Source organism: Streptomyces sp. NPDC050560, assembly GCF_044457285.1.
GTDB lineage: Bacteria > Actinomycetota > Actinomycetes > Streptomycetales > Streptomycetaceae > Streptomyces.
The window spans coordinates 197,951-219,945 of record NZ_JBITGT010000012.1; the positions used below are offsets into that span (position 1 = coordinate 197,951).

Genomic DNA, 21,995 nt, shown 5'->3' on the forward strand with positions numbered 1-21,995 from the left:
GCCGCCGCCGCGCTCGTCGACCGCCCCTGCGGGCGGGCCCGTTCGCCTCCCCGCGGGCGGGGTCCTTTCAGAAGAGGGCCGCGCCCGCGACGGCCGCGTGCGCCTGCACCTCGGGCTCCACCGCGTCCAGCCGCGCCTTGATGTCCAGCACCAGGTCGAGTTCGGGCCCCGACAGCCCGGCGAACACCGCCCGCTGCTCGATGGTGAAGGTGTCCACGGCGAAGCCGGCCGAGGCCAGCTCCCGCAGGTTCTCCCGTGACGGCGTCATGCGCGTGTCCTCTCGCTCGTCTCCGCCGGGACCGTCGCCGGTCCGGCCGTACCCGTCGCCTCTGTGCCGGGGCGCCCGGCGAGTTCGCCGAGGACGTCGGTGAGGCCGCGCAGCGTGTGCAGGGCGCTCATCCGGACACCGCGCCGCAACTCGGGCCCCGGGTCGGCCTCGTCGAGCACCGCGAGCACCGCGTCGCTGTGCCCGCCGTCGACCTCCGCGTGCACCCGCACCGTCTCGAACGCCTCCCGGGGCAGCCCGGTACGCGCCGCGAGCAGCCCTGCCAACCGGGGCGAGGGGGCGTGGAGTTCGAGCGCCGCGACATAGCCGAGCAGACAGACGGGGTGGAAGTGCGCCACCCAGTAGTACTGGGCGCCGACCAGCCCGGCGACCGAGGCCGCGGGCGGCGCCGCCAGCTCCCGCGCCGGGTCGAGGCCCGCGCGCCGCATGTCCCGCAGCAGCCAGGCGTCGTGCCCCGTCTCCTCCGCGATGTGCCGCGGCAGATGCCGTACGAGCGCCCGCAGCACCCGCGCCTCCCCGCCGCCACCGCCGTCCGCGGCGAGCGCCGTACGGGAGCGCGCGAGCGCCAGCTCCATCAGCGGTACGGAGGCCCGTATCACCGTGTGCATCGTCACCAGGTAGCGCCCGTAGCGCTCCCGCAGCCCCTCCTCGCGCCACAGCTCGGCCGCGCCGTGCCGCAGCCCCGCCGACACCGCGTCGAGCAGCGTCCGCAGCTCCCGTCCCGCGCCGGGGCCCGCCCCGCTCACCTGGGGCCCGCCCCCGGCTCGGACCCCACCAGGTGGGCGTGGCGCGGGCTGCCGTGCCGGGCGACGAGCGCGGCGGGGCCCGCGTCCGTCAGGCGCCGCACGGCGGTGCTCTGTAGCAGGTCGCCGACGAGGCCGCCCATGGCGCGCCCGGCCCAGGCCGCCGCCTCCGGCCGGGCGCCGAGCTGGTGGCAGGTGCCGCAGGCGTCGGGCCCCGCGGGCGCGCCCGAGTTGGCGGCGGTCTCCACGGGGCCGAGGACGCGCACCGCACGCAGCAGCGGCCGCTGCGCGGTGCGCTCCACGGTCTCCGGCCACCCGGTCTCCCTGATGTTCCCGAGCACCAGGTGCCCGGGGCGGCGCGGCCCGTCGACCGCGCGCTGCTCGCAGCAGGCGGTGAGCGTGCCGTCGGAGGCCACCACCGGCCAGGCGGCCATCGCACAGGGCGCGGCGGAACCGGCGAGCGGCAGCGGCGGGCGGGCCGGATGGCCGGGCAGCGCGGCGCCGCGCCCGACCCGCCGGACCTCGGACACCAGCAGCGGCACCGCGTCCCCGAAGCGCCGCCGCACCTGCTCCGCCACCTCGTCCGGATACGTGTCCCGCGGGCCTGCCGCGAGTACGTGCAGACTGGTGGCGACGCCGAGCGCGAGGAGCCCTTCCAGCGCCCGCAGCACGTCCGACCTGGGGATCTCGCGCTCGTGGAAGGCGTCGAGGCTCAGCGAGAAGTGGTCCACGGCCCGCGCCGCCCGCCGTACCGCGGCGGGCAGCGCGGGGGCGGCGGCGAAGAACGCCCCGGAGAGCACCGCGGTACGGGTGCCCGCCTCCCGCGCGGCACGGGCGGCGTCGGCGACCAGGCTGGGCCGCAACAGCGGCTCGCCGCCGGTGAGCATCAGCACCTCGGGGCGGCGGTCCGCGGTGAAGGTGCGCAGGAAGCGCAGCAGCGCCGCCGCGTCCAGGTGGCGCCCCGCGCGGGTCGCCGACACCGAGCAGTGCGCGCAGCTCAGCGGGCAGCGGTCGGTGAGGGTGACCAGCAGTCCTGCGCCGACGACGGGGCGCAGGGCCATCAGCTTCGCGAGACGCATCCCCGGCTCCTCTCCCGGCGCTCATGGTGCGTGCGCCGGAGGCACGGGCCCCGGCGCACGCTCCCCCGCAAGGCGGGGACCCTTGCGTGGAAACGGGCGCCGCCGACCACGAGTCTCCGCGTCGCGCCTGACGCCCGGTTGCAGAACGGTATGACCGCAGACGGAGGCGGGGCGCGGGCGTGCGCGGCGGTCGGGCGGGGGCCTGCCGGGCGCCGGGGGAGCGGGGCCGACCTGCGCGTTCACCGTACGGCAACCGCCCGTGTGGCGGCCCTTCCTAGCTTTCTCGGCGGCAGCGGGACACCGGGACCGCCGCGAGGCGCCTCACCTGGCGGCGCTTGTGCCGGTCCTGGCACGGACGCCCGTACGGCCGTCGACGTGCGCCCCCTCCGGCCGCGACCCCGAGAATCCCGCGAGCCCCCAGAACCCCCGGGAACACCCCGGGACACCCCGAGAAGAGGAGTGACGTCATGGCCGAGAACCCCACCCCCGAGAACGAGAACGAGACCGAGGCGCAGCCGGAGACGGCGGAGGAGGTCCAGGCGCACCTGGCCGAGGCCGTGCTCGGGATGCAGAAGCTCAAGACCGACAAGGGCCAGCCCCTCGGTGTCGCCATGAGCGGCGGCTCCTGCGGCGCCGGTAGCTGCCTGTGATCCGCGGCTCGTGAAGACGGCCGGGCCCGGGACACCGTCCCGGGCCCGGCCTCGCATCCAGAGGGCGTGGACGGCCGCGGCGGCACCGAAGGGGATGAGCGGGTCATGCAGGTGGAATGGGAAACGATCCAGGCGTACATGTCGCATCACCCGCGGTGGTTCGAGGACTTCGGCCGCAGGGCGCCGAGCCACGAGCACCTGGCCGAGTACCGCGCCGCGGTGCCCGGCTCCTGGAAGGTGGGCCGCAGGGGCTACTGGATACTCGCGCTGCCGCCCGAGGTGCCACCGGTGGCGCAGGGCTGGAAGCTCCATGTCTCCGCGACGTCACGCGACAGCACACGGGTGCTGCGCGCCGCGCTCCCCGTGCTCCGCGACGCGGGGGTGCACTTCAAGTTCCTGATGGACCCGGCGGCGGTCCTCGAATGCAACGGCAAGTCCTTCGGGCGCGGTTCGAGCGGCAAGTTCATCACCGTCTACCCGGCCGACGAGGCGGACTTCCGCGCCGTCGGCGACGCGCTGACCCGGGCCCTCGACGGCTTCGAGGGCCCCTACCTGCTCTCCGACCGCCGCTACCCGGGCTCCCGCGCGGTGTTCTACCGCTACGGCGGCTTCGCCACCGTCTCCCGGCTGCACCCGGACGGCATCCCCGAACTGCTCATCCACGCCCCCGACGGCACCCCCGTCCCCGACACCAGGAACGCCTACTTCCACCTGCCGCCCTGGGTACGCGACCCGTTCACGGGCGAGCGACACCCCGACGAGCCCGCCGCGGCCGACGAGGAGACGGCGGCGACGACCGCGGCCCCGGACACCGCCGCGGACCCACACGCGGCCCCGGACCCCGGGAAGGACCCGGAGGACGCCCCGGAAGCGGGCCAATTCACCTTGGACGGCGGCCGGTTCACCATCACCTCCGCCATGGCCTTCACCAACCGCGGCGGCATCTACCGCGGCATCGACAACGAGTCGGGCGCCGACGTCGTCATCCGCGAGGCGCGGCCCGGCGTCGAGATCGGCGCCGCGGCCGTCGACGCGGTGGAGCTGCTGCGGCACGAGTACGCCATGCTCACCGAACTCGCGGACACCGGCCTGTTCGTACGGCCGGTCGCCCTGTTCACCGAGTGGGAACACGCCTTCCTGGTCGAGGAGTTCGTCGAGGGCACCCATCTGGGGCACCTGAGCATCGGCGACAACCCCGTCTACACCCTCGACCTCACCGCCGAGCGGCTGACGGACTACTACGAGCGCTTCCGCGCGCTGTGGCTCCAGGTCGCGGACGCCATCGCCGCCTGCCACGCCCGCGGCATCGTCCTCGGCGACCTGTCCCCGACGAACATCATGGTCACCCCCGACGACCGCATCCGGGTCATCGACCTGGAGTCCGCCCACCACGAGGACGCACCGCCAGGACCCGCACGCGGCGCGGGCCTCGCCACCCCCGGCATGGCGCCCCGCAGGACCAGGCGCACCGGAGGCGGCGACCGGCGCGCCGACTACTACGCGCTCGGCGGTCTGATGCTGGTCACGGTGATGCTCTGCCACCAGCCCGACGTCATCGACCCGGCCGTCCCACGGCGGCTGTTCGCGGAGGCGGCCGAAGACCTCGCGCTGCCCGCCGAGTTGGTGGCGCTGATCGGCGAACTCTACGACGAGGAAGCGGCGCTGCCCGACCCCGCCGCGCTGCGCGCCCGTATCGCGGCCGTCCCCTTCGCCCGCCACTGGCGGCAGGCGCCACCGCTCGCGGCCCCCGCGCTGCCCGAACAGGCCGCGTCCGCCCGGCTGCACAAGCGGGTCGACGCCGTGCTCGACGGCATCGCCGAGTACCTGCTGAACACCGCGGACACCACCCGCGACGACCGGCTCTACCCCGCCGACCCGATGGTGTTCCTGACCAACCCGCTCTCCCTCGCCCACGGCGCCTACGGCACCCTCTACGCGCTGCGCCTGCTCACCGGCGAGGTGCCGCCCGCACACCTGGGCTGGGCCCTGCGCCGCCCCGTCGACCGTGGCGCGGTGCCGCCCGGCCTCTACCACGGCGCCGCCGGGGTGGCCTGGGCGCAGTCCGCGCTCGGCCTGCCGGAGGCCGCCGCCCGCACCCTGCGCGACCTCGACGGACACCCCGCACTCCACGAGGAGGCCGGGGTGGCGACGGGCGCCGCCGGGTACGGCATGGCCTGTCTGCGGCTGTGGCGGGACACCGGCGACAGCGGCTTCCTCGCACGCGCGGCGGACACCGCGGCACACCTCGCCGACCTGGCCCGCTCGGAAGGGGGCACGGCCTGGTGGGAGCACCCTTCGGGGACCACTCCAGTCGGGTACGCGGAGGGCGCCTCGGGCGTGGCGATGTTCCTGCTCGCGCTGCACACCGCGACCGGCGACACCGCACCGCTCCAACTCGGCCGCGCCGCACTCGACTTCGACCTCGCCCAGGCGGAGTACCAGCCGGGCGGCACCTTCTCCTTCCCCGCCGTGGTCGCCACCGACGGCCGCCCCTCCGCGGTGCTGCGGCACTACTGGGACCACGGCACCGCGGGCGTCCTCACCACCCTGCTGCGCTACCACCAGGTGACGGGCGACGGCGCGCTGCGCGAGCAGATCACCAGACTGCTGCCGGACGTACGGCGCAAGTACACGGTGTTCCCGCAGTTGTTCCACGGCACCAGCGGCCTCGGCAACGCCCTCCTCGACGCCTACGAGTTCCTGGGCGCGCCCGAACTGCTCGGCGACGCCGAGCGGGTGGCGTCCGCGGTGCTCTGCCACGCCATCGAGCGGCCCGAGGGCACCGTCTTCGCCGGTGAGCAGACCGTGCGCGAGACCTGCGACCTCGCCTCGGGCTCCGCCGGGGTCGCCCTCTTCCTGCGCCGCCTGCGCCGCGCCGCGCCCGGCGCCCGTACGAACGCCAACTTCCTGCTGGACGACGTGGTGGGCGACGGGCGCGCGGCGCGCACCGCGGGCACCGGCCCCGACGGGGGCGCCAGGTGACCACGACCGCACCCGCCGGGCACGACACCGCGCCGCCCGGGCCGCCGCTGCGCGCCATCCGGGAGTTCCGGCTGCTGTGGATCGGGCAGGCGCTGTCCGACTTCGGCTCCGCCATGACGTTCCTGGTGCTGCCGCTCGTGCTGCTCCAGGCCGGGTACTCGGCCGCGGCGGCCGGCACCATCGGCACCGCCACCCTGCTGACCGCCATGGTGGTCCGGGTACCGGCGGGCTACGCCACCGACCGCTTCGACGCCAGGCGGCTGATGCTCGCCTGCGACCTGGTCAGGTTCGTACTGATCGGCGCCGTCGCGGCGTGGACCGTCCTCGGGCGGCTGCCCATCGCGCTCGCGGTGCTCGCGGTGATCGTGGCCCAGGTCGCCATGGAGGTCTTCCGGCCGAGCCAGAACGCCACCGTGCGCCGCGTCGTCCCGAAGTCCCGCCTCGCCACCGCGATCTCCGCCAACCAGGCCCGCGCCTACGCCGCCGACATCGCGGCCCCCGCGGCGGCGGGCGCGCTCCTCGCGCTCGCGCCCGCGGTGCCGTTCACCGTGGACGCGGCGACGTTCGCGGTGTCCGCGGTGTGCGTCGCCCTGCTCCCGGCCACCGGCCGCGCGGGGCGGGGGCCGAAGGCCCGGCCCGCCCCACCGGCGGCCCCTGGCACATCACCCGAGGCGGCGCCGGGGGAACCCCCGCAGGCATCGCCCGGGGGAGCGGGGGAGGGGGCCCCATCAGGCCCGCTCGGCCCGACCGGCGCGACGACCGGTGACGGGAAGCCGGATACGACGGGGGGCGGGCGACCAGGCGCAGCCGGTGATGGGCGACCAGGCGCCACCGACAACGGCAGCGGCAAGCAGACCGCGGCCGGAAGCGGGGAGCCGGCTGCGCCCGGTGGCGGGCGGCCCGTCGACCACGGCGGCTTCCTGCTCCGGCTCACCGCCGGGCTCCGCTACCTCGCGCGCGACCGCTTCATGCGGCTCTGCGCCGTCTACTTCGCCCTCGTCAACCTCGTCTTCCAGGCCCTGGTCTACGCGATCGTGCTCGGCGTCGGCTCCGGGCACGGCGGCGGCGCGGTGGGCGCCGCCATGAGTTCCGCCGCCGTCACCGGACTCGCCGGGTCGCTGATCGCACCCTGGATGCAGCGCAGGATGAGCCTCACGGCCATCCTCGTCATCGGCCCGGGGGCGGGCTGCCTGCTGCTCGCGGCGGCCTGGGCCACCGGCAGCACCGTCGCCCTGGTCGCCGCGTTCTGCGCGCTCTGCCTCTTCACCCCGGTGACCGGCGCGGTGTTCGCGACCGTGATGGCCACCACCGTCCCCGAGGAGATCTACGGGCGCGCCCTCACCGCCAGTGGCTTCGCCTCCGAGGTGCTGCAACCCCTCGGCCCGCTCGCGGCCGGGCTGCTGCTCGCGACCCTGTCGCTGCCGACGATCGCCGCCGTCTTCGCGCTCGGCCTCGCCGTGCTCTGTCTCCTTGCCCTCGTCCTGCCAGAACCGTCCCCCGCGCCCTGAGAGGCCCGGGGCCCGCCCGTACCCACGCCGACCCGCGTCGTACGGGGCCCACTTGAGGAGGCCCGCATGATCCCGCTGTCCGTGCTCGACCTGGCCCTGGCGGCACCCGGCCAGAGCCACCAGGAGGCGGTGCACGACGTCGCGCGCACCGCGCGGGCCGCCGACTCCGCCGGCTACCACCGCTTCTGGGTCGCCGAGCACCACAACTCCGCGCGCTCCGCAGGGAGTTCACCGGCCGTCCTGATGGCGCACCTGGCCTCCGCCACCCGCCGTATCAGGATCGGCTCCGGCGGTGTGATGCTCACCAACCACGCCCCGCTCGCCGTCGCCGAGCAGTTCGCGGTGCTCCAGTGCCTCCACGAGGGCCGTATCGACCTCGGTGTCGGCCGCGCCTCAGGCGGCACCGACACCACGACCCTGCTCGACCGGGCGCTGCGCCGCCGCCCCGAGGCCCGCGGCGAGTTCCCCGCGCTCGTCGCCGAACTCATCGGCTTCCTGCGCGGCGCGTGGCCCGCGGGGCACGACTTCGCGGAACTCGGGCTCTCCCCGAGACTGACCACCTACCCCGACGTGTTCGTCCTCGGCACCACGGAGAACGGCGCCCGGGTCGCCGCCGCGCACGGGCTCTCGTTCGCCTACGGCGCCCACCTCGGCCGCTCCAAGTGCCGCAGGGCGGCGCTCGACCGTTACCGCGACACCTTCACCGCCGCGGGCCACGGCAGCAGGCCGTATGTGATCGCCTCGCTGAACGTGCTGTGCGCGCCCGACGACGGCGAGGCGCTGCGGCTCGCCGAGGAGGCGGCGGGCCACGCGGTGCGCACCCTGCACGCCGACACCTCGCCAGGCACCCCTCTCGCGCCCGCCCGCGAACGCCATCTGGTGGCCAGGACCCTGGAGGAGACCGGCCTCGTCCTCGGCGGGCCCGCCACCGTCGCCGACCGGCTCGCGGAGACCGCCGCCGACCTCGGCGCCGACGAGCTGATGCTCGTCGCCTACGACCTCACCGCGGCGGGCCGCGCCCGCACCCTCCGCCTGACCGCCGAGGCCCACCGCGCCCGCGCGGGCGCCGCCCCCGCGCCGTACGCCGCGTAACCCCGCGGCGGCGCGGGCCGGGGGACACTGGGGGTGTGGACGGCACCCCTGGCGAGAGGCGGGTTTTCCCCATGAGCGCACGCGTCGTCGTCACCGGAGGCGCCGGGTTCCTCGGCTCCCTGCTGGTCCGCAGACTGCTCGCGGCGCCGGTGGCGCTGGGCGGCGACCCCGCGGCGCCCGTCGGCGACGTGCTCGTACCCGACCTGGCCGCGCCGCCCGCCGACCTCGCGGCCGACCCGCGGGTACGGCCGTTCGTCGGCGAACTCCAGGACGCACTGGGCGAGATGGAGGCATGTGGTGAGGTGGACGCGGTCTTCCACCTCGCGGGAGCGGTCAGCGGCGCGGCCGAGGCCGACTTCGACCTCGGTATGCGCGCCAACCTGGACGGCACCAGGGCCGTGCTGGAGTACGCGCGCCGCCAGGCGGCAGCACCGCTGCTCGTCTTCACCAGCTCGCTCGCCGTCTTCGGCGCCGACCCCGCGCTCGGGTCCGCCGACACCGGCACCGGAGGCGGCGTCGTCGACGAGGCCACCCTGCCGCGGCCGCAGTCCAGTTACGGCATCCAGAAGTTCATCGGCGAGCAGCTCGTCGCGGACTACACCCGCAGGGGATTCGTACGCGGCCGCTCGCTGCGGCTGATGACCGTGACGGTACGGCCCGGCAGGCCCAACGCCGCCGCGTCGGGGTTCCTCTCCGGCATCGTGCGCGAACCGCTCGCCGGGCGCCGCGCGACCTGCCCGGTGCCACCCGACACCCCCGTGGCGCTGTCGTCGCCCCGCCGCACCCTGGACGGCATCCTGCGCGCCGCGGAGACCGACGACGCCGCCTGGGGCAGCCGCACCGCGATGAACCTCCCCGCGCTGACCACCACCCCACGCGACATGGTCGCCGCCCTGGAGCGGATCGCGGGCGCCGCGACGGCGGGCCTGGTCGACTGGGCCCACGACCCGGCCGTCGCCGCGATCGTACGGAGCTGGCCCGCCCGCTTCCACACCCCCCGCGCGGTGGCACTCGGCCTGGCACCCGAGGAGTCCTTCGACGCCATCGTGCGCGCCTATGTCGAGAGCCGTTCCACGGAGCGTGCCGCACCCTGACCCGGACGCCCCCGCGCGGCCCACGCACCCCGACCCCGCCGGAGCCCGCGGAGCGCCCGCATCGCACCGGCACCGCAAAGGACAAGCCACCGCCGCCCGCCCCGTCGAACCGCCCCGAGAGGGGGGCGTGAAGGCGCACGGAAGGGGCGCTTGAGTGGACATGGGGCGCGTGCGGCAGTAAACGTGCGCGTTTCACGATACCCACTGAGTGGGGAGTTGACCCCCGAGGAGGTTGAACTCCCCTTTTTGTGGAAGCCTGTTGACCGACGCGGGGCTTGAACATGACGTGCGGCTCCGGGACCGGCCCGGTTCCGGTGCGCCGCGGTGCGCCCCGCGCCATCGGCAGCGCATGGGACACGTCGCAGGAGGGGTACATGACCACGGAGCCGCCCAGGATCGACACCACCAAGGCGCACCCGGCGCGGGTCTACGACTATCTACTGGGCGGCAAGGACAACTACGAGCCGGACAAGAAGGTCGGCCGGGAGCTGCCCCCGGTCGCCGTCAGCGCCGCCCGGCTGAACCGCGCCTTCATGCACCGCGCCGCGGCCTGGTGCGCCCGCAGCGGCACCGACCAGTTCCTGGACATCGGCACCGGCATCCCCACCGAGCCCAACCTGCACCAGGTCGTCCAGCGCATCAGGCCCGCCGCCCGGATCGTCTACACCGACAACGACCCGATCGTGCTGCGGCACGCCCAGGCGCTGATGTTCAGCAGCCCCGAGGGCTCGTCCGACTACATCGAGTCCGACGTGCGCGACCCCGAGCGCATCCTCGAACACGCCCGCACCCTGCTCGACTTCTCCCGCCCCATCACGCTCTCGCTGATCGCCCTCATGCACTTCATAGTCGAGGACGACGACCCCTACCGGCTGGTGCGGACCCTGGTCGAGGCGCTGCCGTCCGGCAGCCACCTCATGCTCTCGCACGGCACGTTCGAGCTGATGCCCGAGGTCGAGGAGGAGTTCACCCGGGTCTACACCGGCGGCGGCATGCCCCTCGCGTTCCGCAACCGCACCCAGGTCGAGCGCTTCTTCGACGGCCTCGACCTCGTCGAGCCCGGCGTCGTCGCCATCACCGACTGGTACAAGGACACCCCGAGGCCGGAGCACCAGCGCAACATCCTGTACGCGGGCGTGGCGCGGATACCGTAACCACGGACGGGGCGCCCCGGCCGCGGGGCGCCGCGCCCCGCCATGGCCTCCGCGCGCTACGCGGGCTCCAGGCACTCCTCGGCCACCCGCCGGTCGAGCGCCGCCCGCACCAGGGCCGCGGCGAGCACTTCGGGGTGCCGCCGCCCGCCGAGCCGTACCAGCGCGTCCTTCCTGTCGGGCAGCCCGAGACGGCGGGCGCCGTCGAGCGCCTTCACGTCGAGGTACGGCGCCACCTCGGGCCAGACGCCCTGCACCTCCCGCAGGAAGATGTCGGCGCCCGTGGGACCGATCCCGGGCACGCGTCGCAGCAGCCGCCGCAGCTCCGCCACGTCCCCGTCCGCGGCCTCGCGCACCCGGCGCAGATCGCCGTGCCACTCGTCGAGCACCAGCCGCGCGCCCTCACCGAGCTGGGTCGCGGTCCGCTCGTCGTACCGCCGGTAGCCGCCCTCGCCGAGCGCGTCCACCCGCTGCTGCCACGTGGCCTCCAGCATCCGGCGCGGGCCGCTCATCCCCGCGTCGTGCAGCGCCCTGCTCGCGGCCACCGCCACGGAGGCCCGGATACGGGCGCTGAGCAGCAGGGACAGCACCAGCATGCGGTACAGCGGCTGGGGCTTGTCCGCCATCCGGATGCCCGCGTCCTGCGCGTAGGTGCGCCCCTCCGCGCTGATCAGCCGGTTGATCACACGTTGCCTGTCGGGCATGCCGCCCGCCTCCTCGGCTCGGGCTCTGTCCCCCCGTTCCGCCGCCCCGCCGGGTGCCCGCGGCGACGGCAGGGAAACGTCAGCGCGACGGCAGCCGGTCGAGGAACGCGGTCACCTCCGCCAGCACCTCGTCCCGGTCCGTCTCGTTCAGCACCTCGTGCCGGGCGCCCGGCCGCAGCCGCTCCGTGAAGTCGCTGCCGCGCAGCCGCGCCACCCCGGGCCTGGTCCCGTCGAGCGGCACCAGCCTGTCGTCCTCGCCGTGCACCCACAGCGTCGGCAGCGCCCCGAGCGGGCCCGCGGCGGCGATCCTGCGCAGCGCCCGGTCGAAGGCCCGTACCGTCGCCGGTCTGAACGGCCCGTGCCACACCAGCGGGTCGGCCGCGTACGCCGCGCCCACCGCCGGGTCACGCGAGAGCGTCGCGGTGTCGATCGGCTCGTCCGGGATCTCCGCCAGCGGCAGCAGCCGCTCGATCACCTCCCAGCGGCCCAGCACCGGGCCAGTCAGCACGAGACCCGCGAGGCCCGACCCGTACCGCTGCGCATAGCGCGCCGCGATCATGCCGCCCATCGAGTGCCCGAGCATCACGAGCGGCACCCCGGGGTGCGCCTCGCCCGCGAACCCCGCGGCCGTGCGCACGTCGACGACCACGTCCTCGAAGTCCTCGATCAGCACCCGCTCGCCGTCGCTGCGCCCGTGCCCCATGTGGTCGGGCGCGAACACCGCGCAGCCGTGCTCCAGCAGCGCCCGCGCCACATGCCCGTACCGCCCCGTGTGCTCGCCGTAGCCGTGCACCAGCAGCACCACGCGGCGCGGCGCCCGATGGTGCCACTCGCGCAGGCTGATGCGCCCCCTGGTCCCCGTGAGGGTGTGCTCGCGTGCCGTCTCCATCCGCGCCCGGCCTCCGATCCCGTACGGCCCCCGCGGGGCGTGTGCCATGGACAGCAGAGCGTAGGGGCTCACGGCGGAGTCCCGCGCGCCGCCGGTCCTTCCCAGCGCTCGAAGAACGGGGCTATAGTCGCGCAAAGCGCTTAACTAGCAGTGCTAACTAAAGGGCGGGGGCTCCCGCCCGCCCCCGTGGCCCCCTGGAGTTCCCGTGCGCACAGTCCACTTCGCCGCCGCCCGCCGCACCCCCGTGGGCAGGCTGCGCGGAGCCCTGTCCTCCGTACGCCCCGACGACCTCGCCGCCACTGTCCTCAGGGGCCTGCTCGACGCCGCCCCCGCCCTCGACCCGGCCCGCGTGGACGAGGTCTACTGGGGCGCCGCCAACCAGGCGGGCGAGGACAACCGCAACGTGGCCCGGATGGCCGTCCTGCTCGCGGGACTGCCCGACTCGGTCCCGGGCGCCACCGTCAACCGGCTCTGCGCCTCGGGCATGGAGGCGGTCACCACCGCCGCCCGCACCATCGCCGCGGGGGAGGCCGACATCGTCCTCGCGGGCGGCTCCGAGTCCATGAGCCGCGCCCCGTTCGTCCTCGCCCGCCCCGAGGAGGCGCTGCCGCGCGGCCTCCAGACCGCCGACACCCGGCTCGGCTGGCGGCTGGTGAACCCGCGGATGAAGGACCTGCACGGCCTGCTCGCCATGGGCGAGACCGCAGAAGAGGTCGCCGAGCGCTTCGGCGTCAGCCGCGAGCGCCAGGACGACTTCGCGCTGCGCAGCCACCGCAGCGCCGCCGAGGCCCGCAAGAACGGCCTCTTCGACGACGAGATCCTGCCCGTCACCCGCCCCGACGGCGTCGTGGTCGACGCCGACGAGGGCATCCGCGAGGACACCTCGTACGAGAAGCTCGCCGCGCTGAAGCCGGTCTTCCGCCAGGGCGGCTCGGTCACCGCGGGCAACTCCTCGCCGATGAACGACGGCGCCGCGGGACTGCTGCTGGTCAGCGACGAGGCGCTGCACGACCTCGGCCTCGAATCCCTCGGCCGCTACGTCGCCGGCGCCTCCGCCGGGGTGCACCCCGACGTCATGGGCATCGGACCCGTGCCCGCCACCCGCAAGGTGCTCGGCAGGGCGGGCTGGGCGGTCGGCGACCTCCAGGAGGCCGAGTTCAACGAGGCGTTCGCCGCCCAGGCACTCGCCTGCGTCGACGAACTCGGCGTCGAACCCGGGCTGGTCAACCCCACGGGCGGCGCCATCGCCCTCGGCCACCCGCTGGGCTGCTCGGGTGCCCGCATCCTGACCACCCTGCTGCACCGCATGCGCCGCAACGGCTCCGCGCGCGGCCTCGCCACCATGTGCGTCGGCGTCGGCCAGGGCAGCGCGGTCCTCGTCGCCCGCGACTGACCCGCCCCGCAAGGCCCCGGCCGGGCACCGGCCCCCGCCCCGCGCAGGGGTCGCCACGCCGCGCAGGGGCCGTAGCATGAACGGCTGGCATGGACATAACCCTGTGGGAATTCATCGCGCTGGCCGCGGCCGCCGTCCTCGTTGGCTTCTCGAAGACCGCGGTCAGCGGCGCCAACACCGTCAGCCTCGCCGTCTTCGCCGCCGTCCTGCCCGCCCGCGAGTCCACCGGCGTGCTGCTGCCGATCCTCATCGCGGGCGACGTCCTGGCCGTCGCCAGCTACCGGCGGCACGCCCACTGGCCCACCCTGTGGCGGCTCTTCCCGGCCGTCGCGGCGGGCGTCGTGGCCGGCACCGCGTTCCTGGTGTGGGCGGACGACGGGATTGTACGGGTCTCGATCGGGGCCATTCTGCTCCTGATGGCCGGTGTCACCGTCTGGCGCAGACGCGGCGGCCCCTCCGACGAGCCGCCCGACCAGGCCACCGGGGGAGCACGCCTCATGGCACGCTCCTACGGCGTGCTCGGCGGCTTCACCACCATGGTCGCCAACGCGGGCGGCCCCGTCATGTCCCTCTACCTGGTCTCGGCCGGATTCCGGAAGCTCAGCTTCCTGGGCACCGCGGCCTGGTTCTTCCTCATCGTCAACGTCGCCAAGGTGCCCTTCAGCGCCGGGCTCGGCCTCATCGACGGCCACTCCCTGCTGCTCGACGCCGAACTGGTGCTGTTCGTGGTGCCCGGAGCCGTCCTCGGACGTGCCTGTGTGAGCCGCATCAACCAGCGCCTCTTCGAGCGCCTGGTGATCGGCGCCACCGTCCTCGGCGCGCTCGAACTGCTCCTGCGCTGAACCGCCGCGCACCCCCGCACCGGCAGCATCGGCCGCCCCCGCGCGCCGGGCCCCCGTGCCTCACCCGGACATCGGCCCCCGCAGCCGGGGCGCGCACCCCACCGGGTCCACCGGAGCGCCCCCGTCCGCCACCCGCCGCGCCAACTCCCGCGCCCAGCCCACGAGCCCCGCCACGTCGATCCCGTACGGCCGCTGCCCCGACCACTCCTCGACGGCCCCCGCGCCCCGCCCGAGCAGCCGCGCCCCGCCGCGCGCGTTGCCCCGCGCCGCGTGCGTCAGACCCACCGCGAGCTGCGCCAGCCCCTTCCACAGCGTCCGCTCCGCCTCGGGCCCCGACTTCCAGGCGTCCTCGAACACCTCGTGCGCATGGAAGGGCCGCCCCGCGTCCAGCAGCCGCTGCGCCTCCGCCACCGTCTCCGCCGGCTCCCGCACGACCCCCTCGGGCGCCCGCGGTACCCCCTCTGACCCGTACGGCAGTGGCCGGCCGAGCCCGTCCCTGGGCCGCGCGTTGCGCGCCCGCCCCTCCTCGTCCCGGTCCCGCCCACGCTGCGCCATCCCCCCATTGTGCCGCCGCCCCACCCCGGCACGGGCACCCCCGCGCGTCCTGTATCGTTGCGCCTGCGGTGATCGCGAGGCGGGGGCACCCGCCGCCGACATCACCCATCGGGACGTGGCGCAGCTTGGTAGCGCACTTGACTGGGGGTCAAGGGGTCGCAGGTTCAAATCCTGTCGTCCCGACTCGTGAGAGTCGCAGCTCAGGGCCGGTATCGGAGCAATCCGACACCGGCCTTCCGCGGTTCTGGAGGAAGGCGGCGGCTCCGCGTCGTGCGGGCTATCGAGGCGGCTGCCCGGGGGAGTCGGGCGCGGTGAGCCCGAGTTCGCGGTCGCCGAGCGGGGTGAAGAAGCGGGCGACGGCGGCGTCGCTGACCCCGGCGAGACTGTCGGGGGACCAGCGCGGGGTACGGTCCTTGTCGATCACCTGGGCGCGGATGCCCTCCACGAGGTCGTGCGTGGTGAGGGTCGCGACGGAGATGCGGTACTCCTGGTCGAGGACCCGTTCCAGCGAGCCGAGTGCGCGGGCGCGGCGCAGCGCGGCGAGGGTGACCTTCAGCGCGGTGGGCGACCTGGAGAGCAGGACCTCCGCCGTCTCCTTCGCGGCCTGGGCGCCGTGCGCGAACAGCCGCCCGACGATCTCCTCGACGGTGTCGGCGGCATAGCAGGCGTCGATCCACTCCCGCTGCCCGGCGAGTTCCCCCTCTGGGGCCGGGCGTACGTATGTGCGCAGGGCCTCGTGTACGGGCAGGCGGGCGAGGTCGTCGACGAGAGCCCCGGTCTCGCCGGCGGGGACGTGGTGGTCGGCGAGGCCGCACAGCAGGGCGTCCCCGGCGCCGATCTGCGCCCCGGTCAGGGCGAGATGGGTGCCGAGTTCGCCGGGAGCGCGGGCCAGCAGATGAGTGCCGCCGACGTCGGGCACGAAGCCGATGCCGGTCTCGGGCATGGCGACACGGGAGCGTTCTGTGACGATCCGGACGCTGCCGTGCGCGGAGACCCCGACCCCGCCGCCCATCACGATGCCGTCCATCACGGCGACGTACGGCTTGGGGTAGCGGGCGATACGGGCGTTGAGGCGGTACTCGTCGCGCCAGAACGCGGCCGAGGCGCTGCCGTCGCCGTCCCGGGCGTCGTCGTGGACGGCCCGGATGTCGCCGCCCGCGCACAGGCCCCGCTCTCCCGCGCCGGTGACCACGACGGCCTCGACGGCCGGGTCGTGCTCCCAGGCGGTCAGGGCCTCGTCGACGGCCAGGACCATCGGGTGGGTGAGCGCGTTGAGCGCCTTCGGCCGGTTGAGCGTGAGGTACGCGGCCCGTCCCGCGCGGCGCGCGAGCACGTGCTGCTCGGCGGCGCTCACCAGAACGCCTCCGTCAGGCCGTGGGCCACGATGACGCGCATGATCTCGTTCGTCCCTTCCCCGGACTCCCCGCACCGCAGGCTTCCGGCCACCCTATAGAGGGCACGGCGGACAACTCGCCGCGGAGCCACCCCCGCTCCCCCCGACATGTACGGAGTTCCCTAGGGGGTGCGGTGGGAAGTTAGGGGGCGGCGGGTCGTGGATAGCCCTCTCGGGCCGCCACGGCAGTGCCCTAGCATCCACCTATGAGCGTTATGCCCGATGACGGGCTTGAGCTGGCGGGTGAGTTCCCCGACGTGTCCCACGAGCAGTGGCAGCACCTGGTGGCCGGTGTGCTGCGCAAGTCCGGCAGGGACCTCGGGCCCGCCGCGGCCGAGGACGCCCTGTCCACCGTGCTGGAAGCAGGACTGGTCACCAAGCCGCTGTACACGGCGCGTGACACCGCCCCTGCGCCGGGCCTCCCCGGATTCGCGCCCTTCGTACGCGGCGGCCGCGTCGAGGGGAACACCGTGGGCGGCTGGGACGTACGGCAGCGGTACACGGCCGCCGACAGCGCCGCCGTCCTCACGGACCTGGAGAACGGCGTCACCTCCCTCTGGCTGGACATCGGCGACGACGCCATCCCGGCGTCCGCGCTCGGCGCGGCGCTCGACGGGGTCTACCTCGACCTGGCCCCCGTCGTGCTCGACGCGGGGCCCGCCGTCGAGCAGGCGGCGGAACAGCTGATACGGCTGTACGGCAACCGGGGCGTCTCCCGGGACGCCGCACGCGGCAACCTCGGCGCCGACCCCCTCGGCCACGAGGCGCGCAGCGGCCGCGAGGGCGGCCTCGCGCCCGCGGTCCTGCTGGCGGCGCGGTGCGCCGAGGAGTACCCGCGGCTGCGGGCCCTGACGGTGGACGCGCTGCCGTACCACGAGGCCGGTGGCTCGGCCGCCCAGGAACTCGGCTGCTCGCTCGCCACGGGTGTGGCCTACCTCAGGGCGCTGACCGACGCCGGACTCGGCGTCGAACAAGCCTGTGCGCAACTGGAGTTCCGCTACGCGGCCACCGCCGACCAGTTCCTGACCACCGCCAAGCTGCGGGCCGCGCGCAGGCTCTGGGCGCGGGTGGCCGAGGCGTGCGGGGCGCCGCGCGCCGGGGCCCAGCTTCAGCACGCCGTGACCTCGCCCGTGATGATGACGCGCCGCGACCCGTGGGTGAACATGCTGCGCACCACCATCGCGACGCTGGCCGCGGGGGCGGGCGGCGCCGACTCCGTCACCGTGCTCCCCTTCGACCACTCCCTCGGCGCCCCCGACACCTTCTCGCGGCGCATCGCACGCAACACGTCGACGATCCTCGTCGAGGAGTCGCACCTGGCCCGGGTGATCGACCCGGCGGGCGGCTCCTGGTACGTGGAGCGGCTCACGGACGAACTCGCCCACGCGGGCTGGGAGTTCTTCCAGGGCATCGAACGGGACGGCGGCCAGGCGGCCGTACTGCGCTCGGGGCGCCTGCGGGCCGACCTGGCCACGACCTGGCGGGCGCGCACCGAGAAGCTGGCCAAGCGGCGCGAACCCGTCACCGGCGTCAGCGAGTTCCCCCATCTCGCCGAGAAGCCGGTCGTCCGCGCGCCCGCGCCCGAGCCCCCGTCGGGCGGCCTGCCGCGGGTGCGCCGCGACGAGGCGTACGAGGCGCTGCGCGCCCGCTCCGACGCCCATCTGGCCAGGACCGGGGCCAGGCCCCGCGTCCTCCTCGTCCCGATCGGCCCCGCCGCCGCCCACACCGCCCGCCTCACCTTCGCCTCGAACCTCTTCCAGGCGGGCGGCATCGAGCCCGTCACCGGCGGCACGCCCGCGGACAGCGGCGCCACCCAGGTGTGCCTGTGCTCAAGCGACGCCGTCTACGCGGAGCGGGCCGCCGACGTGGCCGCCGGGCTGCGGGAGGCGGGAGCCACCCACGTCTTCCTCGCCGGGAGGCCGGGGGACCACCCCGGCGTCGACACATACGTCTTCACCGGCTGCGACGCCGTGGCCGTCCTCTCCGCCACCCTCGACCGCGCAGGAGTGTCCTGATGGCCATCCCCGACTTCTCCGGGATCGAACTGGGCTCCCCGACCGTCGCCGCGGGCCCCGAGGAGTGGCGCACGGCCGCCGAGAAGGCGCTCGGGGACGACGGCCGGGCCTGGGAGACCCCCGAGGGCATCCCGGTCAAGGCGCTGTACACCGGCGCCGACCTGGAGGGCCTCGACTTCCTCGACACCTACCCGGGCGTCGCGCCGTACCTGCGCGGCCCGTACCCCACGATGTACGTCAACCAGCCGTGGACCATCCGCCAGTACGCGGGCTTCTCCACCGCCGAGGAGTCCAACGCCTTCTATCGGCGCAACCTCGCTGCCGGGCAGAAGGGGCTCTCCGTCGCCTTCGACCTGCCGACGCACCGCGGCTACGACAGCGACCACCCGAGGGTGACGGGCGATGTCGGCATGGCCGGGGTGGCCATCGACTCGATCTACGACATGCGGCAGCTCTTCGAGGGCATCCCGCTGGACCGTATGACGGTGTCGATGACGATGAACGGCGCGGTGCTGCCCGTGCTGGCGCTGTACATCGTGGCCGCCGAGGAGCAGGGCGTGCCGCCGGAGAAGCTGGCGGGGACCATCCAGAACGACATCCTCAAGGAGTTCATGGTCCGCAACACCTACATCTACCCCCCGAAGCCGTCGATGCGGATCATCTCCGACATCTTCGCCTTCACCTCCCAGCGGATGCCGCGCTACAACTCCATCTCCATCTCCGGCTACCACATCCAGGAGGCCGGGGCGACGGCCGACCTGGAGCTGGCGTACACGCTCGCGGACGGGGTCGAGTACATCAGGGCCGGGCGGGACGCGGGCCTCGACGTGGACGCCTTCGCCCCCAGGCTCTCGTTCTTCTGGGCGATCGGCATGAACTTCTTCATGGAGATCGCCAAGTTGCGGGCGGCGCGGCTGCTGTGGTCCAAGCTGGTACGGCAGTTCGGCCCCGAGAACCCCAAGTCGCTGTCCCTGCGCACGCATTCGCAGACCTCGGGCTGGTCGCTGACCGCCCAGGACGTCTACAACAACGTCACCAGGACATGTGTCGAGGCGATGGCCGCCACCCAGGGCCACACCCAGTCGCTGCACACCAACGCCCTCGACGAGGCGCTGGCGCTGCCCACCGACTTCTCCGCCCGCATCGCCCGCAACACCCAGCTCCTCATCCAGCAGGAGTCGGGCACCACCCGGGTCATCGACCCCTGGGGCGGCAGCGCGTACGTGGAGAAGCTGACGTACGACCTCGCGCGCCGCGCCTGGCAGCACATCCAGGAGGTCGAGGAGGCGGGCGGCATGGCCCAGGCCATCGACGCCGGCATCCCCAAGCTGCGGGTGGAGGAGGCCGCCGCCCGCACCCAGGCCAGGATCGACTCGGGGCGCCAGCCCGTCATCGGCGTCAACAAGTACCGCGTCGACAGCGACGAGCAGATCGACGTCCTCAAGGTCGACAACTCCGCGGTGCGCGAGCAGCAGATCGACAAGTTGCGGCGGCTGCGCGCGGAGCGCGACGAGGGCGCCTGCCGGGACGCGCTCGACGCCCTCACCCGGGCCGCGGGGGGCGACGGCAACCTGTTGGACCTCGCGGTGCGCGCGGCCCGCGCCAAGGCGACCGTCGGCGAGATCTCCGACGCCCTGGAGCGGGTCTACGGACGGCACGCGGGCCAGATCCGTACCATCTCCGGTGTGTACCGCGAAGAGACGGGCGGCTCGCCCTCGGTGGAGCGCACCCGCGCCCTGGTGTCCGCGTTCGCCGAGGCCGAGGGCCGCCGACCGCGCATCCTCGTCGCCAAGATGGGCCAGGACGGCCACGACCGCGGCCAGAAGGTGATCGCGACCGCCTTCGCCGACCTCGGCTTCGACGTGGACGTCGGCCCGCTGTTCCAGACGCCCGCCGAGGTGGCGCGCCAGGCCGTCGAGGCCGACGTGCACATCGTCGGCGTCTCCTCGCTCGCCGCGGGGCACCTCACGCTCGTCCCCGCGCTGCGGGAACAGCTCGCCGAGGAGGGGCGCGACGACATGATGATCGTGGTCGGCGGGGTGATCCCGCCCGCCGACGTGCCCACGCTGCTGGAGATGGGCGCCGCGGCCGTCTTCCCGCCGGGCACGGTGATCCCCGACGCGGCGTACGACCTCCTGGGGCGGCTGTCGGCCGGCCTCGGGCACGACCTCTGACCCGCATGGCGATCGACCTCGACACCTATGTGAAGGGCGTGCTCGACGGGAAGCGCGCGGTCATCGCACGCGCGATCACCCTCGTCGAGTCCACCCGCCCCCAGCACCGGGCGCTGGCACAGGAGTTGCTGACCGCGCTGCTGCCACACAGCGGCCGGGCGCGGCGGATCGGCGTCAGCGGTGTCCCCGGCGTGGGCAAGTCCACGTTCATCGACGTGTTCGGCACCATGCTGACCTCGCTCGGGCACCGGGTGGCCGTCCTCGCCGTCGACCCCTCGTCCAGCCGCACCGGCGGCTCGATCCTCGGCGACAAGACGCGCATGGAGCGCCTCTCCGTGGACCCGTCCGCCTTCGTGCGCCCCTCTCCCACCGCGGGCACGCTGGGCGGGGTGGCCAAGGCGACCCGTGAGTCGATCGTGGTGATGGAGGCGGCGGGCTACGACGTGATCCTGGTGGAGACGGTCGGCGTGGGCCAGTCCGAGACCGCCGTCGCGGGCATGGTCGACTCCTTCCTGCTGCTCACCCTGGCCCGTACCGGCGACCAGTTGCAGGGCATCAAGAAGGGCGTGCTCGAACTGGCCGACGTCATCGCCGTCAACAAGGCCGACGGCCCCCACGAGCGCGACGCGCGCGCCGCGGCCCGCGAACTGGCGGGCGCGCTGCGGCTGATGTACGGCAGGGACGCCTTCTGGACGCCCCCCGTGCTGAGTTGCAGCGCCCGCGAGTCCACGGGCCTCGACACCGTTTGGGAGCGTCTTGAGCAGCACCGCGCCCTGCTGGACTCGGCGGGGCACCTCGCCGCCAAACGCCGCGACCAGCAGGTCGAGTGGACCTGGAGCATGGTCCGCGACGAACTCCTCGGCCGGCTGCACGCCGACCCGGCGGTACGCGCCCTCACCCCCGCGCTCGAACAGCGCGTCAGGGACGGCGAGTTGACCCCGACACTGGCGGCCGGGCGCATCCTGGAGGCACTGGGGGAGGCGGACCGCACGGCTTCGGGCGGGGCGGCACCGGGCGGGGCGGCGGAGGACCGGGCGGAGTAGGGCCCGCCAGGGTTTCGCGGGCAGGGGGCCTGTGCCTTCGGCCCGTCACGGCGTACGGCCCGCGTTCCAACAGGCGTGCGCCGTGCGGGTGTTCACCCTGGCGTGAGCCCCGTTGCGGCCGGGCGCGGAGTCGGCGCATCCGGTTTGTCGGGTGCCGTCGCCTCCCGGGACCGTCTTGACGGCCCTCGCGAACCGTGCTGCAATCCCGCTGATACGCAAAGCAGTTCCAGGGGAAGCCGGTCGAAGTCCGGCGCTGACCCGCAACCGTAGGCCCGGCCGCAGCCGGGCGAGCCGGAATGCCTGGAGCGTGTTCCACAGCAATGAACGCCGTCGCGGACTACGGCGTGGTGCGACAGGCTTCCGTCGCGCGGGACACCTCCCGCGCCCTCCGGGGGCCCCTGC

The 21,995-nt window shown here is 74.7% G+C and carries 18 protein-coding genes, 1 tRNA gene and 1 riboswitch; of the genes, 12 read left to right on the forward strand and 7 right to left on the reverse strand.

Going from position 1 to position 21,995, the window contains the following annotated elements; translation table 11 throughout:
* Positions 1 to 67: 67 nt before the first annotated feature.
* From ACIBIW_RS27110 to ACIBIW_RS27120, 3 genes are read right to left on the reverse strand one after another with little or no spacing between them, the layout of a single operon-like run.
* A complete protein-coding gene (locus tag ACIBIW_RS27110) occupies positions 68 to 268 on the reverse strand; it encodes an aroma-sacti cluster domain-containing protein (RefSeq protein WP_399339671.1) in 201 nt (66 codons plus the stop codon).
* Positions 265 to 1,032 carry an iron-containing redox enzyme family protein gene (locus tag ACIBIW_RS27115; protein ID WP_399339672.1) on the reverse strand — a complete coding sequence of 256 codons (768 nt, stop codon included), beginning with the start codon at positions 1,030 to 1,032 and terminating at the stop codon, positions 265 to 267. Before ACIBIW_RS27115 ends, ACIBIW_RS27110 begins: the two co-directional genes overlap by 4 nt.
* Complete coding sequence (locus ACIBIW_RS27120) at positions 1,029 to 2,108, reverse strand: radical SAM protein (protein WP_399339673.1); 1,080 nt, start codon at positions 2,106 to 2,108, stop codon at positions 1,029 to 1,031. Before ACIBIW_RS27120 ends, ACIBIW_RS27115 begins: the two co-directional genes overlap by 4 nt.
* Positions 2,109 to 2,575: 467 nt before the next feature.
* Between ACIBIW_RS27120 and ACIBIW_RS27125 the strand changes: the two genes are divergently transcribed.
* The 6 genes from ACIBIW_RS27125 (at position 2,576) to ACIBIW_RS27150 (ending at position 10,588) form a co-directional block, all read left to right on the forward strand.
* Positions 2,576 to 2,758 carry a hypothetical protein gene (locus ACIBIW_RS27125; RefSeq protein WP_399339674.1) on the forward strand — a complete coding sequence of 61 codons (183 nt, stop codon included), beginning with the start codon at positions 2,576 to 2,578 and terminating at the stop codon, positions 2,756 to 2,758.
* Between the two features lie 105 nt (positions 2,759 to 2,863).
* Complete coding sequence (locus tag ACIBIW_RS27130) at positions 2,864 to 5,740, forward strand: lanthionine synthetase LanC family protein (RefSeq protein WP_399339675.1); 2,877 nt, start codon at positions 2,864 to 2,866, stop codon at positions 5,738 to 5,740.
* Positions 5,737 to 7,248, forward strand: a complete 1,512-nt coding sequence (locus ACIBIW_RS27135; protein WP_399339676.1) for an MFS transporter — start codon at positions 5,737 to 5,739, stop codon at positions 7,246 to 7,248. Before ACIBIW_RS27130 ends, ACIBIW_RS27135 begins: the two co-directional genes overlap by 4 nt.
* A gap of 66 nt (positions 7,249 to 7,314) precedes the next feature.
* Positions 7,315 to 8,340, forward strand: coding sequence for an MsnO8 family LLM class oxidoreductase (locus ACIBIW_RS27140; protein WP_399339677.1), 1,026 nt, complete (start codon positions 7,315 to 7,317; stop codon positions 8,338 to 8,340).
* Between the two features lie 71 nt (positions 8,341 to 8,411).
* Positions 8,412 to 9,434 carry a D-erythronate dehydrogenase gene (gene denD / locus ACIBIW_RS27145; RefSeq protein WP_399339678.1) on the forward strand — a complete coding sequence of 341 codons (1,023 nt, stop codon included), beginning with the start codon at positions 8,412 to 8,414 and terminating at the stop codon, positions 9,432 to 9,434.
* Between the two features lie 374 nt (positions 9,435 to 9,808).
* Positions 9,809 to 10,588, forward strand: a complete 780-nt coding sequence (locus ACIBIW_RS27150; RefSeq protein ID WP_399339679.1) for an SAM-dependent methyltransferase — start codon at positions 9,809 to 9,811, stop codon at positions 10,586 to 10,588.
* Positions 10,589 to 10,644: 56 nt separating this feature from the next.
* Here ACIBIW_RS27150 and ACIBIW_RS27155 read toward each other — a convergent pair whose 3' ends face one another.
* Both ACIBIW_RS27155 and ACIBIW_RS27160 read right to left on the reverse strand, forming a co-directional pair.
* Positions 10,645 to 11,289 carry an endonuclease gene (locus ACIBIW_RS27155; RefSeq protein ID WP_399339680.1) on the reverse strand — a complete coding sequence of 215 codons (645 nt, stop codon included), beginning with the start codon at positions 11,287 to 11,289 and terminating at the stop codon, positions 10,645 to 10,647.
* A 79-nt stretch (positions 11,290 to 11,368) separates the two neighbouring features.
* Positions 11,369 to 12,178, reverse strand: coding sequence for a lysophospholipase (locus ACIBIW_RS27160; RefSeq protein ID WP_399339715.1), 810 nt, complete (start codon positions 12,176 to 12,178; stop codon positions 11,369 to 11,371).
* Positions 12,179 to 12,383: 205 nt separating this feature from the next.
* On the opposite strand from ACIBIW_RS27160, the gene ACIBIW_RS27165 reads away from it, so the two are divergent.
* Both ACIBIW_RS27165 and ACIBIW_RS27170 read left to right on the forward strand, forming a co-directional pair.
* Entirely contained in the window at positions 12,384 to 13,571 is a 1,188-nt protein-coding gene (locus ACIBIW_RS27165; RefSeq protein ID WP_399339681.1) for a thiolase family protein, read from the forward strand.
* A gap of 89 nt (positions 13,572 to 13,660) precedes the next feature.
* A complete protein-coding gene (locus ACIBIW_RS27170; RefSeq protein WP_399339682.1) occupies positions 13,661 to 14,413 on the forward strand; it encodes a sulfite exporter TauE/SafE family protein in 753 nt (250 codons plus the stop codon).
* Between the two features lie 60 nt (positions 14,414 to 14,473).
* Here ACIBIW_RS27170 and ACIBIW_RS27175 read toward each other — a convergent pair whose 3' ends face one another.
* Complete coding sequence (locus ACIBIW_RS27175; protein WP_399339683.1) at positions 14,474 to 14,968, reverse strand: DUF309 domain-containing protein; 495 nt, start codon at positions 14,966 to 14,968, stop codon at positions 14,474 to 14,476.
* Between the two features lie 109 nt (positions 14,969 to 15,077).
* Between ACIBIW_RS27175 and ACIBIW_RS27180 the strand changes: the two genes are divergently transcribed.
* A tRNA-Pro gene (locus tag ACIBIW_RS27180) sits at positions 15,078 to 15,151 on the forward strand.
* Between the two features lie 94 nt (positions 15,152 to 15,245).
* Here the strand turns inward: ACIBIW_RS27180 and ACIBIW_RS27185 are convergent.
* Entirely contained in the window at positions 15,246 to 16,322 is a 1,077-nt protein-coding gene (locus tag ACIBIW_RS27185; protein ID WP_399339684.1) for an enoyl-CoA hydratase/isomerase family protein, read from the reverse strand.
* 245 nt (positions 16,323 to 16,567) lie between these two features.
* Between ACIBIW_RS27185 and ACIBIW_RS27190 the strand changes: the two genes are divergently transcribed.
* The 3 genes from ACIBIW_RS27190 to meaB are packed head-to-tail and all read left to right on the forward strand — an operon-like array spanning position 16,568 to position 21,593.
* Positions 16,568 to 18,376: a methylmalonyl-CoA mutase family protein gene (locus tag ACIBIW_RS27190; RefSeq protein WP_399339685.1), complete on the forward strand. Its 1,809-nt coding sequence runs from the start codon at positions 16,568 to 16,570 to the stop codon at positions 18,374 to 18,376.
* Complete coding sequence (gene scpA / locus ACIBIW_RS27195; protein WP_399339686.1) at positions 18,376 to 20,550, forward strand: methylmalonyl-CoA mutase; 2,175 nt, start codon at positions 18,376 to 18,378, stop codon at positions 20,548 to 20,550. The genes ACIBIW_RS27190 and scpA overlap by 1 nt, the downstream gene beginning before the upstream one ends.
* A 5-nt stretch (positions 20,551 to 20,555) precedes the next feature.
* Positions 20,556 to 21,593 carry a methylmalonyl Co-A mutase-associated GTPase MeaB gene (gene meaB / locus ACIBIW_RS27200; protein WP_399339687.1) on the forward strand — a complete coding sequence of 346 codons (1,038 nt, stop codon included), beginning with the start codon at positions 20,556 to 20,558 and terminating at the stop codon, positions 21,591 to 21,593.
* 189 nt (positions 21,594 to 21,782) lie between these two features.
* Positions 21,783 to 21,916, forward strand: a riboswitch (cobalamin riboswitch).
* Positions 21,917 to 21,995: the final 79 nt, after the last annotated feature.